The following is a 14987-nucleotide window of genomic DNA, read 5'->3' as shown; positions in this document are numbered from 1 at the left end:
CGGCCGGCGATGTTGACTGGGGGCATGACGGCGACGGAACTCGGACAGGCGCTGCGGCGCTGGCGCGACCGCGTCGCCCCGGACGCCGCCGGTCTGCCGGCCGGCGGCCGGCGGCGCGCGGCCGGCCTGCGACGCGAGGAGCTGGCGCTGCTGGCGGGGATCTCGGTCGACTATGTCACGCGCCTCGAACAGGGCCGGGCGGCCAACCCGTCCGTACAGGTCGTCGAGGCACTGGCCCGGGCGCTGCGGCTGTCCGCGGACGAGCGGACGTACCTGTTCGGGCTGGCCGGGCTGGTTCCGCCGGGTCCCGACATGATCCCCGGGTACATCACGCCCAGCGTCCAGCGGCTGCTGGACCGGCTGGCCGGCACCCCCGTGGCGGTCACGGACGCAGCCATGACCCTGCTGGTGACGAACCCGCTGTACGCGGCGCTGATGGGCGATCCGTCAAGTCTGCTCGGCTTCGAGCGCAACGGCGTGTGGCGCAACTTCCTCGGCGGGCCGACCCGGGTGCGGCACACCCCCGAGGATCGCCGTGCCTTCGAGGTCGGCATGGTCGCCGAGCTGCGCTCGACGGCCGCCCGCTATCCGGCCGACCGCCAACTACTGCACCTGATCGCGGAGTTGCGTGCCGGGAGCAAGCGGTTCGCCGAGCTGTGGGACGCGGGGGTCGTCGGCCGGCTGGAGGCGTCGCGCAAGACGATCGAGCATCCGCAGGTGGGCCTGCTCACGCTGGACTGCGACCAGCTCCGGGTCGAGGAGCACGACCTGCACATCCTCGTGTACTCGGCCGAGCCGGGCACTGAGGCCGCCGAGAAACTGGAGCTGATCTCGGTGATCGGCACCCAGAGCCTGGTCGAGAGGCGGCCCGGCCGGTGACGCGGGGCCCCCAGGCACACTGGCCCGATCGCGCCAGAACCCGAGGAACCGCAGCCGGTCCCGGACGGCCGCACTGACACCACCGTCGACCGCGACGACGTCCGGGACCTCTACCTGGCGCCCGGTGCGGGGCTCGCGTGTGCTCACTGGCGCTCGACGCCCGGAAATTTGCGTGAGTCAAGCAAAACCCTAGCTTCCTTTCATGTGGAAATCGGTGCGGCGCACCGCATGGGCCACAGCCCATCTCTTTCTGGCCGCTGCGATGGCATTCGGAATGTGGATCTTCGTCACCGTCCTGCTGATCACCGCGATCGGCTCCGCGGCGATCGTCGGCGTGTGGCTGCTGCCCGAGACGGTGCTGCTGATCCGGCGGATCGCGGGGGCCAAGCGGAGCCTGACCGCCGCCTGGACCGGAGTGCGGATCCCCGAGGTCTACCAGCCCCTGACCGGCACGGTGCGCGAGCGGGTGGTCAAGGCCGTACGGGATCCCGGCACGCGCACCGACGCGCGCTGGATGGTCGCCTACTGGTTCTACGGCGCACTGCTCGGCCTTTCCCTGCCCCTGTGGCCGACGGGCCTGGTCGTCGACGGCCTGTGGTGCGGGCTGCTGCGCCGCGAGGCCGTCGTACTGCCGCTGATCGTACGGCTCGCGGACCTGGAGGCCGACTGGTCGACCGCGCTGCTCAAGAGGGCTGATCCGATCGGCGGATCCGTTGTGACCTCGGCCGATCTCCTGCTTCCACGATCCCGGCGTTCGCTCGCCCCCACGAGGAAGCCCACTCCCGGATCCATGGTGTAGCGGGCTACACCCCTCACAACACCGCGTGCGTCGGCGCGGGGACCGCCCTGCCCGTCTTCCTCGCCGCCACGTTCATCCCGCGCCGCAGGGAAGCCACAGCGCAAGCGGCGGACGGCGCGGACAAGGAGGAGACGCAGACGGTCTCCGACCAGCCTGACGCCCGGTCAACGACCCCGATGAGGGCCGTCGTTTCACTCCGGGGGCGACGACCGTCTCGGCGCTCGCACGGAGGTCCTCTGACGCAGGACTGGGTCCTTCCGTTCGGATCAGCGGTTCGGTGCGTCCGCGGCGACGGCGGAGGCGGCGTTGTAGCGGGCAAGGAGGCCACGCAGGGCCTGGACCTCCTCCTTGGCCCAGCCATCAGTGCGGGTGTCGACCTCTCGGTACATCAAGGCGTCGGCGCGGGCGAGGAGTTCCCGGCCGTGATCGCTGGGGTGGAGCAGCTGGGCTCGGTGGTTGCGCGGATCGGCCTCCCGAACCACCAGGCCGGCGCGTTGCAGGGCGGCGACCTGGCGGCTGATCGTCGACTTGTTGAGGCCGTAGAGCCCGACCAGGTCTGCCGCGCGAACCCCGTCGCGTGCGTCCATCTCGGACAGCAGGGAGTAGTCGACGAAGCTCAGGTCCGGGTGGAGCCGTTCGGCGTTGCCCCGGAAGCGCCGGGAGAGAGTCACCAGCTCGCGGACGAGTCCCCGGAGCTCTGTGTCGTCGTCGGCCACGTGCGTGTCCCTTCATACGGCCCGGGCTGCCGCCGCGGAGTTTCATTTTGCAACGGACGGCGGACGGACGTACAGTGGCCATGTTGCATTCTGCAACTCACATCGGCACCAGACAGGTCCCGCCGGGCACTCCGAGGCGCTCGGCCGAGGGCAGGTGGGGAGCGTTTCGTCCCCTTAGTGTCGTTATGTCAGCCGTGGGGACTGAGAGGCAGGCAAGAGCGCGACCGCAGGCAGATCTCCCTGATGCGCGCGCTCGGCGAGACCTTCGACGCCTGACCCGCCCGCCCTCACCATCCGGATATCCCCCACGACACAGAGGTCGAAGATCCATGAGCGCCGAAGAACTCACCGACCGCATCCAGAAGACCATCGCCAACCCGTTCACCACGGACGACGGCTTCGACATCCACCAGGCCCTGCGCGAGGTACTCGCCTCGGCCGGCCTCCGCCCCGAGGACAGCGGCGGCGAGATCACCTTCATCGGTGCCGACCCCATCGTCCCGAGCATCATGCGCCTGGGCGCCGTTCCCGCCCTGGGCATGACCGCCAAGTCCGTGGCCTTGGCCGCTCTCTGGCGCCGACGCACCGGCGAGGGCCAGGACATCACCATGGACCTGCGCAAGGCCCCGCACCGGCTGTGTCCCTTCTACGACAAGAAGTGGGAACTGCTCAACGGCTACCCCGGCGGCACGCCCTCGGACCCGGCCAACCCGCTCGGTTTCGACTTCTACCAGACACGCGACGGCCGCTGGGTCATCCCGCTCAACCCCTACCCGAAGATCAAGAACGCCGTCTACAAGCTGCTCCACACCTGGCCCGAGAAGCAGGCCGTCGCGGACGCCATCTCGAAGTGGGACGCCGCCGACCTGGAGCGGGCGGGCGACGAGACCGGCGTGGTGATGCCCATGCTGCGCAGCACCGAGGAGTTTCTCCGCGAGCCCGCCTACGAGTACATCGCACAGCAACCGCTGATCAAGATCGAGAAGATCGGCGACAGCGAACCCGAGCCCCTGTCCGCCGCGGCCGCCCAGCCGCTCTCCGGCCTGCGCGCCCTGGGTATGGGGCACATCATCGCCGGCGCCGGAGTCGGCCGGGACCTGGCCCAGCACGGCGCGGACGTGCTGAACATCTGGCGCCCGAACGAGTTGGAGCACGACTCCACCTACAACACCGCCAACGTCGGCGTCCGCTCGACCACCATCGACCCCTACGCGCCCGAGGGACGCGCAAAGATCCGCGGACTGCTGCGCGACGCCGACCTCTTCTACGCCAACCGCCGCCCCGGCTACCTGGAGAAGGTCGGCCTCAGCGCCGAGGAGGCCGCGGACATCCGGCCCGGCATCATCCACATCAGCATCTCCCTCGCCGGTGAGACCGGCCCCTGGGCCCACCGCGTCGGCTTCGACCAGACCGCCGGCGCGCTCAGCGGCATCATGCTCATGGAGGGCGAGGACGGCGTTGCGGCCCAGCCGACCAGTACGCCGGCCCTGCCCTACATCAGCGTTGTCAACGACTACGTTCTCTCCTGGCTGGCCACCACCGGCGCGCTCGCCGCGCTGATGCGCCGCGCCACCGACGGCGGCAGCTACCGCGTCACCCTCAACCTCACCCGCATCGCCACCTGGATCCTCAGCCTCGGCATCTTCGACCGCGACTACGCCCACGCGACCGCTCTCAACCCCGACCCCGACTCCCCGCACGCCTATCTCGACCCCGACACCTTCACCGCCGACACCCCGTGCGGCCACTACCAGGGCGTCACCGACCAGATCATCATGACCCGCACCCCCGGCCACTTCCGCGACGTCCTACTCCCCCGCGGTAGCAGCGCCCCGCTGTGGCTCCCCCGCCAAAACTGAACCCCCGGAAGAGCCCACCCCCTGCGGCGTACACCCCACCGCGCCGGTAGGCGTCGATCTCCTGGCGGATTCTGACAAAGCCGGGTCGTCAGCCCTCCGGGTCTTCGCACGCCCGTGCGGGATTGTCCAGGATGCAGCTTCTCCCGCTGCCGCCCCCGCCTGCCGCCCAACTCCCCACGCCGCACGGTCCACCCATGGCCGCATCGTGCTCTGAGGCCAGAACGTCCCGACACATGACTCGCCAGGACACCGTCTGCGCGTCGTACTGCCAGCTCAGGCACCGGTCGTCGTACGGCTGGGCCGCCTCGGGCCGAAAGGTGACGGGCTTGGACTCGGCCTTCCTGCGCCGCTTCGAGCCCGATCTGCCGAGGTTCCCCGCGGCCACACCTACGTGACCCGCAAGAACCGCCCGAACGGGCCGGCCCGGCCGCGTGGTCCCGCGCAAGTCCGACCCGGTCCTCGGCGAGCCACTCCTCTACGCCGGCACCGCCCGGGTCCTGGACACGGCGGGACGGGTGGAGCGCTTCGAACGCCGTTACGGCCGTTCCGGAGGCCGGTGATACGCAAAGAAGGCGGACTGCCGGTCGTCATCGTCGGCTGCCCTGCACGCGGAGGCACGCCAACACGTTGTCGATCGCCTGCTGCGAGCGATGCCGGGCAGCGTCGCCCTTCATCTCCCCCATCGGGGGCTGTACCTGATGAACAGTCAAGCACGCCCGGTATCTTGCCTCTTCGCGCACACTACCTCCACCCGCAAAGTCATCCCTGACCGCACGCGCACGTTTGGAGCGCCCTGACTTGGACATGCCATGACGCAAGAAACGTGCCTGGAGCATCGCCCGGCGGAGTCCCAGCGCGCCGCGACCGCGCTGAGCCGCGGGGATCCCCACCTTGCCAGCATGCCCCGGTCAACGAAAGGTCACGGTGCACCCTATGAGATCAACCTCCCGTCGGCTCCTCGCTCTTCTGCCCACGGCCACACTCCTCGCGGCCGGACTCCAGTTCGTTGCCACCCCCGCGCAGAGCGCCCCGCTCGCCGATCTGCGTCTCGCCCCGTCGGCAACAGCCGTTCCGAACAGCTGGATCGTCGTCCTCAAGGACGGTTCCACCACCAAGGCGGCAACGCCCGCCACGGCCCGTGAGCTGGTCGCGGAACATGACGGCAGCCTCGGACACCTCTACAGCAGCGCTCTCAAGGGGTTCTCGGCGAAACTGACCAAGACCGAGGCGGCCGAGCTGGCCCGGGATCCGAAGGTCGCGTACGTCCAGCAGAACCAGACGGTGCGGATCAACGACACCCAGTCCAACGCGACTTGGGGCATCGACCGCATCGACCAGCGGGACCTGCCGCTCAACCAGGCCTACACGTACAACACGACGGCCTCGAACGTCACCGCGTACATCATCGACACCGGAATCCGCACCTCTCACAGCGAGTTCGCGGGCCGCGCGAGCGTCGGCACCGACACGGTGGGCGGCGGTCAGAACGGGCAGGACTGCAACGGGCACGGCACGCATGTCGCGGGGACCGTGGGCGGTAAGACGTACGGCGTGGCCAAGGGCGTCAAGCTGGTCGCCGTGCGGGTACTCGACTGCCAGGGCTCCGGCACCACCGCGGGCGTGGTCGCGGGCATCGACTGGGTCACCGCGAACGCCGTCAAACCGGCCGTGGCCAACATGAGCCTGGGCGGCAGCGCCGACACCACCCTCGACAACGCCGTGAAGAGGTCCATAGCCTCCGGCGTCAGCTATTCGATCGCCGCCGGCAATGGCAACATCGTCGGCTTGCCGCAGAACGCCTGCTCCGCTTCCCCCGCCCGTGTCCCCGAAGCGATCACGGTCGGCGCCACCGACTCCTCCGACGGGCGGGCATCCTGGTCCAACTACGGCACCTGCCTGGACCTGTTCGCGCCGGGCGTCAATATCACCTCGGCGTGGAACGCCAGCGACACCGCCACCAACACCATCAGCGGTACGTCCATGGCGACACCGCACACCACGGGTGCCGCAGCCCTCTATCTGGCCACGCACCCCACCGCGACGCCCGCACAGGTGCGGGACGCACTGGTGAACGCCGCCACCACCGGCAAGGTGACGAATCCGCTCACCGGCTCCCCCAACAGGCTGCTCTACTCGCTCTCTTGAGCGCGACGAGCGACCAGACCAGACCGTGAACCTGGCCGGCCGGGGCTCGAAGATCCCCGGCCGGTGGTCTTCCCGGTGATCCACAGGAAACCGACGACACCACACCGATCGACGGCCGCTCGGCCTTGCCCCGGGCGGCCGTCGCCGTTCCCCGGGGCCTCCCGGATCCCCCGGGTCTCATGCAACCCGTTGCTGGTCGAGGACGAGGCGATCACGGGTGCCACCGAGACCACCCGCCGCCGGCGACCGCGCCTGCCGGGGGCGCGGCCGGCGACGAAGCGGCCCAGGCTGTGCCCGGGAAGCCGGCCCTGAGCGCGCGGGCAGCGATGGAAGCCGCGTCCGTGACGGCCTCCTCCGCTCAGGCTGCCGCCGTATCCAGCCCCAAGGTCCTCGACGAAGGGCACATCGACTTCGCCGCCCGGGTCGTCGACGGCAAGCTGCAGATCCACCTCAAGGACGGCACGGTCTCCGGGAAGACGACCTGGCGCGACCTGGCGGCCGGCGGCTCCGTCGTCTGCGTCCTGACCGCCCTGTTCGCCCTGACCTGGTGCCTGGCACCCCGCCGCGGGCTGCCGGCCCGAGCCCGTCGGCGGCGCGCCGAGACCTGGCGGCCGACCGCACAACGGGCAGGGTCGACGTGATCGCTGCCCTACTGTCGGCTCCGTGAGGTCTGTCGGCATGCTCTGTCCTCACGACGACGACGTACGTCACTCTTCGGAATCGTATACACACACCAAGTGAGGGCCCCGCAGCGCACATGACCTTCGCTGCCACAAGGTCGATACTGATGGGCAGGACACCGTCCGCCTACCTCGAGGGAGCACCAGGGGGGACTGTTGGCTCGTCAGCCAAGTCGGCACTTGGTCAGCATCGATACCGCCAGGACCGCCGTCAGACGCCTGGGACCGTCGAGATCAACAACCTGCTACACCCGGCCTGAACAGGGAAAACGCAGGTCAGAGAGTTAGCTACTAGGCTACTTGGGAGACAGCCATGAAAATGCTGATCAACGTCCCTGAAACCGTGGTGGCGGATGCGCTGCGGGGCATGGCGGCCGCCCATCCCGATCTCACCGTGGACGTGGAGAACCGGGTGATCGTACGGCGGGACGCCCCCGTCGCCGGGCAGGTCGGCCTCGTGTCGGGCGGTGGTTCCGGGCATGAGCCGTTGCACGGAGGATTCGTGGGCCCGGGGATGCTGTCGGCGGCCTGTCCCGGCGAGGTGTTCACCTCTCCCGTTCCGGACCAGATGGCCCGTGCCGCCGCGGCCGTGGACAGCGGGGCCGGCGTCCTGTTCATCGTGAAGAACTACACGGGCGACGTGCTCAACTTCGACATGGCCGCCGAACTCGCCGAGGACGAGGGCATCCAGGTCGGGAAGGTGCTCGTCAACGACGATGTCGCCGTCACCGACAGCCTCTACACCGCCGGCCGGCGCGGCACCGGCGCCACCCTGTTCGTGGAGAAGATCGCGGGCGCGGCGGCGGCCGAGGGGCAGCCGCTGGAACGGGTGGAGGCCATCGGACGCCAGGTGAACGAGAACTCCCGCAGCTTCGGTGTGGCGCTGAGCGCCTGCACCACGCCGGCCAAGGGCACCCCGACCTTCGATCTGCCGTCGGGCGAGCTGGAGTTGGGCATCGGCATCCACGGCGAGCCGGGCCGGGAGCGGCGGGCCATGATGACCTCCGGCGAGATCGCCGACTTCGCGGTCCACGCCATCCTGGAGGACATGCCGCCGCGCGACCCGGTGCTCGCCCTGATCAATGGCATGGGCGCGACCCCGCTCCTGGAGCTGTACGGCTTCAACGCCGAGGTCCAGCGCGTACTCGCCGAGCGCGGCGTCACCGTCGCCCGCACACTGGTCGGCAACTATGTCACCTCCCTGGACATGGCCGGCGCCTCGGTCACCCTCTGCCAGGTCGACGAGGAACTGCTGCGGCTGTGGGACGCCCCGGTGAAGACGCCGGCCCTGCGCTGGGGAATGTGAGCGACTGACAGCACCGACCCGCGCCCATACCGCAACGCAAGGAGATCCAGTGCTCGACGCCGACTTCTTCCGCCGCTGGATGGCGGCGACCGCCTCGTCCGTGGACCGCGAGGCGGAACGGCTCACCGCCCTCGACTCCCCCATCGGGGACGCCGACCACGGCAGCAACCTCCAGCGCGGGTTCAAGGCGGTGGTGGCCGCGCTGGACAAGGAAGCGCCCGACACCCCGGGTGCCGTGCTGACGCTCGCCGGGCGCCGGCTGATCTCCACGGTCGGCGGCGCGTCGGGGCCGCTGTACGGCACGCTGCTGCGCAGCACCGGCAAGGCGCTCGGCGACACTGCCGAGGTCAGCGAGGCGCAGCTTGCCGAGGCGCTGCGGGCGGGGGTGGACAAGGTCATGGCGCTGGGCGGGGCCGCGCCCGGCGACAAGACGATGATCGATGCCCTGGTGCCGGCCGTCGACGCGCTCGGCGACGGCTTCGGCGCGGCGCGGACCGCCGCAGAGGAGGGCGCCGTGGCGACCACCCCGTTGCAGGCCCGCAAGGGCCGGGCGAGCTATCTCGGGGAGCGCAGCATCGGTCACCAGGACCCGGGCGCCACCTCGTCGGCGCTGCTCATCGCGGGGCTTCAGGAGGCGGCCGGTGAGTGACGACAAGCTGGTCGGGATCGTGCTGGTGTCGCACAGCGCGGCGGTCGCCGCCTCCGTCGCTGAGCTGGCCAAGGGTCTGGCGGGCGGCGCCACGGCGGTGCCGGTCGCTCCGGCGGGCGGTACCGAGGGCGGCGGGCTCGGCACCAGTGCGGAGCTGATCGCCGCCGCCGCGGCGTCCGTGGACCGGGGCGCGGGGGTCGCCGTCCTCACCGACCTGGGCAGCGCGGTGCTCACGGTGAAGGCGCTGCTCGCCGAGGGCGACGAACTCCCGGACGGCACCCGCCTGGTGGACGCCCCGTTCGTCGAGGGCGCGGTCGCCGCGGTCGTGACGGCGGCGACCGGCGCGGACCTGGGCGCGGTGGAGGCGGCTGCCGCCGAGGCGTACTCCTACCGCAAGGTCTGAGAACGCCCGGGAGGGTGTCCGGCGGATCATGCCGGTGTCGCGGGCAGCGGTGTTGTCGTCGGTCACCGACTCCCCTCGTCGCCCCGGCCGGCGCGGCCGGGAAGCGGCGCGCCCCGGGGCCGACCCGATCCGCCGGACACCCCCTCGCCGCGACATCAACGGCGTGATCCTGCCGGTGGACAACGGCTGGGCGGCCGTCCGAGCCGCCGCCGGGGGCGGCGGGTCAGCCGCCCTCGGTGAACAGCGCCGCCAGGCGTTCCCCCTCCGCCTGAGCCGCCTCGCGGTCCTCGATGGGCTTGACCGCGGAGTCCTTGAAGACGATGTAGGTGACGCCGGACGGCACCCCGCCGACGCGTGGGCCGGGGTTCATGCCCAGAGCCTTCGCGGTGGCGTACGACGCCTCGCCGATGATGTCGCGTGGTCCCGTGTCGCCGACGACGGCGTACTGCACCCGGTCCTTGCAGATCACGGCGGCGACCGCACCGCCCCGGATGCCGTACGCCCGGTGGTCCCAGCGGCTGCTGGGGACCGGTACGACGATGTAGGGAAGCGTCTCCGCGTTAAGTGGCGGCCGTCGGACTGCTGGAAGGCGGTGGCGGCGGATAAGGCCGGGTCGGCGGTGCGGTTGCAGCGGGCGGTGGGCCGGCCGTCGCAGTCGATGTCGGGGTCGGCCGCCCAGAAGACGGCCTTCTCGGTGTCGCACACGGGGACGGTGGCGGCGGCTCCGGCGTCGGTGCGGGTAGCGGCCCTTGGAGACCTGGGCGCAGTCACGCACCCGGGACAGCAGGTCGGTGGCGGTGATCGGGTGCCGTTGCGCGGAGGCGGTGAGCGGCGTGGCGGGGGCGGGCAGTGTGGTCGGGGCGAGCAGGGCGGCGCCGGCCGCGGCCAGCGTCAGCGACTGGACACGCACGATGCGGGACCCTCTCCGTGGGGGACATGGAGTCACCCGGTCCAATCTGGTGCGGGCAGGGCGGCCGGGCCAGCAGGAGGGGCCGTAGAGGGCCGTGCGGAGCAACGAACTGACAATCCGTGAGAGTGCGCCAGGGGCCGGGGCGCTGAGCCGATGTCAGCCCAGATCGCCCCGGCCGCCCGCGTCGGCGCGGGATCAGCGACGACAGCGTTCCGCGCCACAGGCACGAACTCCCCTGTTCTATCGGGAAGTTCGGCCGCAGGACCCTCAGCATACGTAACTCTCCCCCGCTGTCTCCAGTACGGCCCTCTTGATGTCCGTATCCCGGGCGGGCATATTGGTCCGGACCATTGCCGTGCTGCCGTCCCAGGGGAGGCGGAACCGTGCGCCGAGTTGTCGTCGTGGTCTGCGCCCTGCTGTTCTTGACGTCCTGCGGCTGGGGCGGGGCCGCCGACGGCGACAGCGGCCGGCTGCCCGGCGCCCCGACGGGGGTCACCGCGGCGGCCGGGAGCGCGACGAGCGTGCATGTCATGTGGAACGGGTTACCGGACGGCTCGGGCATCCGCGTCTACGAGGTATATCGCGGCACCGCGAAGGTCGGTGAAGTGCCGGGGTCGCAGCACATGGTGGACGTCACCAGGCTCAGGCCGTCCACCATGTATGCGTTCACCGTCCGGGCGCGGGGCGACGACGGCAGCCTCGGCCCGCGCAGCCGTGAGGTGCGGGCGACGACACCGGCGGTGGTGGCGGCCGACGGGGCGGCACCGACCCGTCCGGCGCACCCGAGCGGCCGGGCGGTGGGCAGCCGTGCGGTACAGCTGTCCTGGGGCGCCGCGAAGGACGACCGGGCGGTGGTGTCGTACGACGTGTACCAGGGCGGAGCGAAGATCCACAGTGTGGGCGGGGGCCAGACCGCGACCGTGGTCACGGGGCTGCGGCCGGGTACGCACTATGTGTTCACCGTCCGGGCCCGTGACGCGGCCGACAACCTCTCGCCGGCCGGCGCTGCGGTGCGCCTGACCACACCGGGCAGTGACGACGGCCGCGACACGGCGCCGACCGGGTTCACGGCGCGGAGCCATGAGGAGAGCGGCGCCTACTACCTCGACCTGGCCTGGGATCCGCCGCGCGTGGACGGGGTGATCACGGAGTACCAGATCCGGCTCGACGGCGGTACGACGACCTCGCTGGTCTGGGGCGGCACCCCACCGAAAGGTCGCTCGACCTATGGCTTCTATGTGGGGCGGGACCGTGGGGTCGTGCACCATGTGCGGCTGCGGGCGCGGTTGCCGGACGGGACCTGGGGCGGCTGGTCGGCGGAGCGGGCCGTGACGACGGGGTCCTGACCGCCCTGGGCCGGACGGAGGAATACATCACCTGGTCGGCCGCCCCCGGGTGCGGGGCGGGCCGGGGCCGCTTTGGCTGGCCCTGAGGCAGCACGGGAGTCTCCGATCCTCGGCGGCGCAAGGGACGTTCCGCCTACCGTGCCGCCGGAGGGCAGCCACATGCGCAACTCACGACTCCTCCTCCGCTCCGGCCTGACCCTGGCGGCCGCCGCCGCGCTCCCGACCTGGCTCGCCGGTCCGTCCGCCGCGGTCTCGGGCATCTCGGTGAGCACCAACGGCACCACGGTCTCCGTGGTCACCAGCGCCTGCAAGCAGAGCAACGGCAGCTGGGGCAAGGCCTCACTGCTCAACAGCGGTCAGGCCTCCTTCGCCCAGGGGCGGCAGGCGGCCCTGTCGGGCACGACGGTGAGCCAGTCCGCCGCCTGGTCCGGCGTGTCACCGGGCACCTACACGGTCGTCGTCGTCTGCTCCAACGGCGGTACGGCGGGCACCCAGTCGGTGATCGTCTCCGCCGCCGCGTCCCCGACGACCTCCTCCACCACCAGGTCGGCCGCGCCCTCCCGGGGCGTGATGGGCGGTCTGGGCGGTGCCGCCCGCGACTACGGCCCGCTCACGCTGGGCGTCGGCGCGGCGCTGGTCGGCTCGGGCGTCATCGCCACGGGCTGGTACCTGCGCAAGCGCTCGAAGCCGTACCGGCTCTGACCCCGCTCAGGACTCCGGGAGTTCGCCGAACTCCCCAAGGGCCTGGCTGAGCCACTGCGTCCAGAAGGTCTCCAGGTCGATGCCGGCCCTCAGCACCAGATGCCTCAGCCGGTCCTCCGGGGCGTCCTTGCCCGGCGGGAAGTCGCGCCGCTGGATCTCCTCGTACTCGGCCAGCTGCCGCCGGTGCAGCTCCAGATGGCGGCGCAGATCGGCTTCGAGTCCGTCGGTGCCGACGACCGCCGCCGCGCGCAGCCGCAGCAGGAGCACGTCCCGCTGCGGCTTGGGGTCCTGGGAGGCGGCGGTCCAGCGGGCCAGTTCGGCGCGGCCCGCGGGCAGGACCTCGTAGCTCTTCTTCTGGCCGCGGGCCGGCTGCTCGGCCGGCAGGGTGCGGATGTAGCCCTCGGCCTCCAGTTTTCCCAGCTCGCGATAGATCTGCTGGTGCGTCGCCGACCAGAAGTAGCCGATCGACCTGTCGAACCTGCGGGTCAGCTCAAGTCCCGACGACGGCTTCTCCAACAGGGCGGTGAGGATCGCGTGCGGGAGTGACATGGGCTCATCCTAGGGACGGCTGCTACAGGGCGGCCGCCAGTTCGGTGCCCTGCTTGATGGCCCGCTTGGCGTCCAGCTCGGCGGCGACGTCGGCACCGCCGATGAGGTGCGCGCCGCAGCCGGCGGCGACCAGCTTGTCGTACAGGTCCCGGCGCGGTTCCTGCCCGGTGCACAGCACGACGGTGTCGACCTCCAGGACGGTGCGTTGCCCGTCGACGGTGACATACAGTCCGGCGTCGTCGATCAGGTCGTACTGGACGCCCGGGACCATGGTGACGCCCCGGTGCTTGAGTTCGGTGCGGTGGATCCAGCCGGTGGTCCTGCCGAGGCCGGCGCCGACCTTGCTGGTCCTGCGCTGGAGCAGGTGGACGGTGCGCGGGGGCGCGGGCCGCTCGGGGGCGGCGAGGCCGCCGGGTACCCGGTAGTCCATGTCGACGCCCCAGTGCTTGAAGTACGTCGCCAGGTCCTCGCTCGCCTTGTCGCCGCCGTCGGTGAGGTACTCGGCGACGTCGAAGCCGATGCCGCCGGCGCCGAGGATCGCGACCCGGTCGCCGACGGGGGCGCCGTCCCGCAGCACGTCGAGGTAGCCGAGGACGCGGGGGTGGTCGACGCCGGGGATGTCGGGGGTGCGCGGGGTGACGCCGGTGGCGACCACGACCTCGTCGTAGCCGGTGACGTCCTCGGGCTCGACGGTCGTGTTCAGGCGTACGTCCACGCCGTGGGCGTCGAGCTGGTGGCGGAAGTAGCGCAGCGTCTCGTCGAACTCCTGCTTGCCGGGGACCTTGCGGGCCACGTTCAGCTGGCCGCCGATCTCTCCCGCCGCGTCGAACAGGGTGACCTGGTGGCCGCGTTCGGCGGCGGAGACCGCGCAGGCCAGGCCGGCCGGGCCGGCGCCGACCACCGCGACGCGCTTGCGCAACCGGGTCGGGGCGAGGACCAGTTCGGTCTCGTGGCAGGCGCGGGGGTTGACCAGGCAGGAGGTGATCCTGCCGCTGAAGGTGTGGTCGAGGCAGGCCTGGTTGCAGCCGATGCAGGTGTTGATGGCCTCGGGCGTGCCGGCCTCGGCCTTGGCGACGAAGTCGGGGTCGGCGAGCATCGGACGGGCCATGGAGACCATGTCCGCACAGCCCTCGGCGAGCAACTCCTCCGCGACTTCCGGGGTGTTGATGCGGTTGGTGGTGACCAGCGGGACGGAGACCTCGCCCATCAGCCGCTTGGTGACCCAGGTGTAGGCGCCGCGCGGCACCGAGGTGGCGATGGTGGGGATACGGGCCTCGTGCCAGCCGATGCCGGTGTTGATGATGGTCGCCCCGGCGGCCTCGACGGCCTTGGCGAGGGTGATCACCTCGTCGAGGGAGGAGCCGCCGGGCACCAGGTCCAGCATGGACAGCCGGTAGACGATGATGAAGTCCGCGCCGACGGCCTCGCGCACCCGCCGGAGGATCTCGACGGGGAACCGCATGCGGTTCTCGTACGACCCGCCCCAGCGGTCGGTGCGCCGGTTGGTGGGGGCGGCGATGAACTCGTTGACGAGATAACCCTCGGAGCCCATGATCTCGACGCCGTCGTAGCCGGCCTGCCGGGCGAGGCGGGCGGCTCGGGCGTAGTCGTCGATGGTGCGCTCGACGTCGTCGTCGGTGAGTTCGCGGGGCGGGAAGGGGCTGATCGGGGCCTGGAGCGGGCTGGGCGCGACGAGGTCCCGGTGGTAGGCGTAGCGGCCGGAGTGCAGGATCTGCATGGCGATCCGGCCGCCCTCGCGGTGCACGGCCTCGGTGACGGCCCGGTGCTGTTCGGCCTCTTCCGCGGTGGTGAGCTTGGCGCCGCCCTCGTAGGGCCGTCCCTCCTCGTTGGGCGCGATGCCGCCGGTGACGATGAGACCCACTCCCCCGCGCGCCCGGGCCGCGTAGAACTCCGCCATCCGCTCGAAGCCGCGCTCGGCCTCCTCCAGGCCCACGTGCATGGAGCCCATGAGCACGCGGTTGGGCAGGGTGGTGAAGCCCAGGTCGAGGGGTTTCAGCAGATGCGGGTAACGGCTCATCGGGGC

Annotated in this window: 13 protein-coding genes and 3 pseudogenes; 11 read left to right on the top strand and 5 right to left on the bottom strand. The window is 71.2% G+C overall.

The window, feature by feature from the left end:
• The first annotated feature begins 24 nt into the window (after positions 1 to 24).
• Entirely contained in the window at positions 25 to 879 is an 855-nt protein-coding gene (locus tag ABZ396_RS14360; protein ID WP_359184661.1) for a helix-turn-helix transcriptional regulator, read from the top strand.
• A gap of 202 nt (positions 880 to 1081) precedes the next feature.
• Positions 1082 to 1678: a sensor domain-containing protein gene (locus ABZ396_RS14355; protein ID WP_358923486.1), complete on the top strand. Its 597-nt coding sequence runs from the start codon at positions 1082 to 1084 to the stop codon at positions 1676 to 1678.
• A 266-nt stretch (positions 1679 to 1944) separates the two neighbouring features.
• Here the strand turns inward: ABZ396_RS14355 and ABZ396_RS14350 are convergent, their stop codons facing one another.
• Positions 1945 to 2394 (bottom strand): MarR family winged helix-turn-helix transcriptional regulator, encoded by a 450-nt coding sequence (locus ABZ396_RS14350; protein ID WP_358923488.1) that lies wholly within the window; start codon positions 2392 to 2394, stop codon positions 1945 to 1947.
• Positions 2395 to 2723: 329 nt separating this feature from the next.
• Here ABZ396_RS14350 and ABZ396_RS14345 point away from each other — a divergent pair, with 329 nt between their 5' ends.
• The gene (locus tag ABZ396_RS14345; RefSeq protein ID WP_358923490.1) at positions 2724 to 4253 is read left to right on the top strand and encodes a CoA transferase; all 1530 of its coding nucleotides are present in this window, start codon (positions 2724 to 2726) and stop codon (positions 4251 to 4253) included.
• Between the two features lie 241 nt (positions 4254 to 4494).
• Here the strand turns inward: ABZ396_RS14345 and ABZ396_RS14340 are convergent.
• Positions 4495 to 4638: pseudogene (locus tag ABZ396_RS14340) on the bottom strand (RNA-guided endonuclease TnpB family protein); the annotation flags it as partial.
• Between the two features lie 91 nt (positions 4639 to 4729).
• Between ABZ396_RS14340 and ABZ396_RS14335 the strand changes: the two are divergent.
• From ABZ396_RS14335 to ABZ396_RS14310, 6 genes and pseudogenes are all read left to right on the top strand, one after another.
• Positions 4730 to 4813, top strand: a pseudogene (locus tag ABZ396_RS14335) (50S ribosomal protein L31); the annotation flags it as partial.
• A gap of 373 nt (positions 4814 to 5186) precedes the next feature.
• Entirely contained in the window at positions 5187 to 6398 is a 1212-nt protein-coding gene (locus ABZ396_RS14330; protein WP_358923492.1) for a S8 family peptidase, read from the top strand.
• Positions 6399 to 6739: 341 nt separating this feature from the next.
• On the top strand, positions 6740 to 7039 hold the full coding sequence (locus ABZ396_RS14325; protein WP_358923494.1) for a hypothetical protein: 300 nt from the start codon (positions 6740 to 6742) through the stop codon (positions 7037 to 7039).
• A 352-nt stretch (positions 7040 to 7391) separates the two neighbouring features.
• The gene (gene dhaK / locus ABZ396_RS14320) at positions 7392 to 8384 is read left to right on the top strand and encodes a dihydroxyacetone kinase subunit DhaK (RefSeq protein ID WP_358923496.1); all 993 of its coding nucleotides are present in this window, start codon (positions 7392 to 7394) and stop codon (positions 8382 to 8384) included.
• Positions 8385 to 8433: 49 nt separating this feature from the next.
• A complete protein-coding gene (gene dhaL, locus ABZ396_RS14315) occupies positions 8434 to 9033 on the top strand; it encodes a dihydroxyacetone kinase subunit DhaL (RefSeq protein ID WP_358923498.1) in 600 nt (199 codons plus the stop codon).
• The gene (locus ABZ396_RS14310) at positions 9026 to 9436 is read left to right on the top strand and encodes a PTS fructose transporter subunit IIA (protein ID WP_358923500.1); all 411 of its coding nucleotides are present in this window, start codon (positions 9026 to 9028) and stop codon (positions 9434 to 9436) included. Before dhaL ends, ABZ396_RS14310 begins: the two co-directional genes overlap by 8 nt.
• 223 nt (positions 9437 to 9659) lie before the next feature.
• On the opposite strand, the pseudogene ABZ396_RS14305 reads toward ABZ396_RS14310, so the two are convergent.
• Positions 9660 to 10346: pseudogene (locus ABZ396_RS14305) on the bottom strand (glycoside hydrolase family 75 protein).
• 383 nt (positions 10347 to 10729) lie between these two features.
• Between ABZ396_RS14305 and ABZ396_RS14300 the strand changes: the two are divergent.
• Positions 10730 to 11692 carry a fibronectin type III domain-containing protein gene (locus ABZ396_RS14300; RefSeq protein ID WP_358923502.1) on the top strand — a complete coding sequence of 321 codons (963 nt, stop codon included), beginning with the start codon at positions 10730 to 10732 and terminating at the stop codon, positions 11690 to 11692.
• 159 nt (positions 11693 to 11851) lie between these two features.
• Entirely contained in the window at positions 11852 to 12394 is a 543-nt protein-coding gene (locus ABZ396_RS14295) for a hypothetical protein (RefSeq protein WP_358923504.1), read from the top strand.
• A gap of 6 nt (positions 12395 to 12400) precedes the next feature.
• On the opposite strand, the gene ABZ396_RS14290 is transcribed toward ABZ396_RS14295, so the two are convergent.
• Both ABZ396_RS14290 and ABZ396_RS14285 read right to left on the bottom strand, forming a co-directional pair.
• Positions 12401 to 12943, bottom strand: a complete 543-nt coding sequence (locus ABZ396_RS14290) for a PadR family transcriptional regulator (protein WP_358923506.1) — start codon at positions 12941 to 12943, stop codon at positions 12401 to 12403.
• A 22-nt stretch (positions 12944 to 12965) separates the two neighbouring features.
• Positions 12966 to 14981 (bottom strand): NADPH-dependent 2,4-dienoyl-CoA reductase, encoded by a 2016-nt coding sequence (locus tag ABZ396_RS14285; protein WP_358923508.1) that lies wholly within the window; start codon positions 14979 to 14981, stop codon positions 12966 to 12968.
• Positions 14982 to 14987 lie beyond the last annotated feature (6 nt).

This window comes from Streptomyces sp. NPDC005866 (assembly GCF_040629895.1).
GTDB lineage: Bacteria > Actinomycetota > Actinomycetes > Streptomycetales > Streptomycetaceae > Streptomyces.
Note: the sequence above shows the minus strand (reverse complement) of the source record. Positions and strands in the feature narration are given on the sequence as shown.

Bases quoted from the DNA above. Each gene is read 5' to 3' on its own strand.
- ABZ396_RS14360 (WP_359184661.1), top strand. From the start codon at position 25: ATGACGGCGACGGAACTCGGACAGGCGCTGCGGCGCTGGCGCGACCGC.
- ABZ396_RS14355 (WP_358923486.1), top strand. From the start codon at position 1,082: ATGTGGAAATCGGTGCGGCGCACCGCATGGGCCACAGCCCATCTCTTT.
- ABZ396_RS14345 (WP_358923490.1), top strand. From the start codon at position 2,724: ATGAGCGCCGAAGAACTCACCGACCGCATCCAGAAGACCATCGCCAAC.
- ABZ396_RS14330 (WP_358923492.1), top strand. From the start codon at position 5,187: ATGAGATCAACCTCCCGTCGGCTCCTCGCTCTTCTGCCCACGGCCACA.
- dhaK (WP_358923496.1), top strand. From the start codon at position 7,392: ATGAAAATGCTGATCAACGTCCCTGAAACCGTGGTGGCGGATGCGCTG.
- ABZ396_RS14295 (WP_358923504.1), top strand. From the start codon at position 11,852: ATGCGCAACTCACGACTCCTCCTCCGCTCCGGCCTGACCCTGGCGGCC.
- ABZ396_RS14290 (WP_358923506.1), bottom strand. From the start codon at position 12,943: ATGTCACTCCCGCACGCGATCCTCACCGCCCTGTTGGAGAAGCCGTCG.
- ABZ396_RS14285 (WP_358923508.1), bottom strand. From the start codon at position 14,981: ATGAGCCGTTACCCGCATCTGCTGAAACCCCTCGACCTGGGCTTCACC.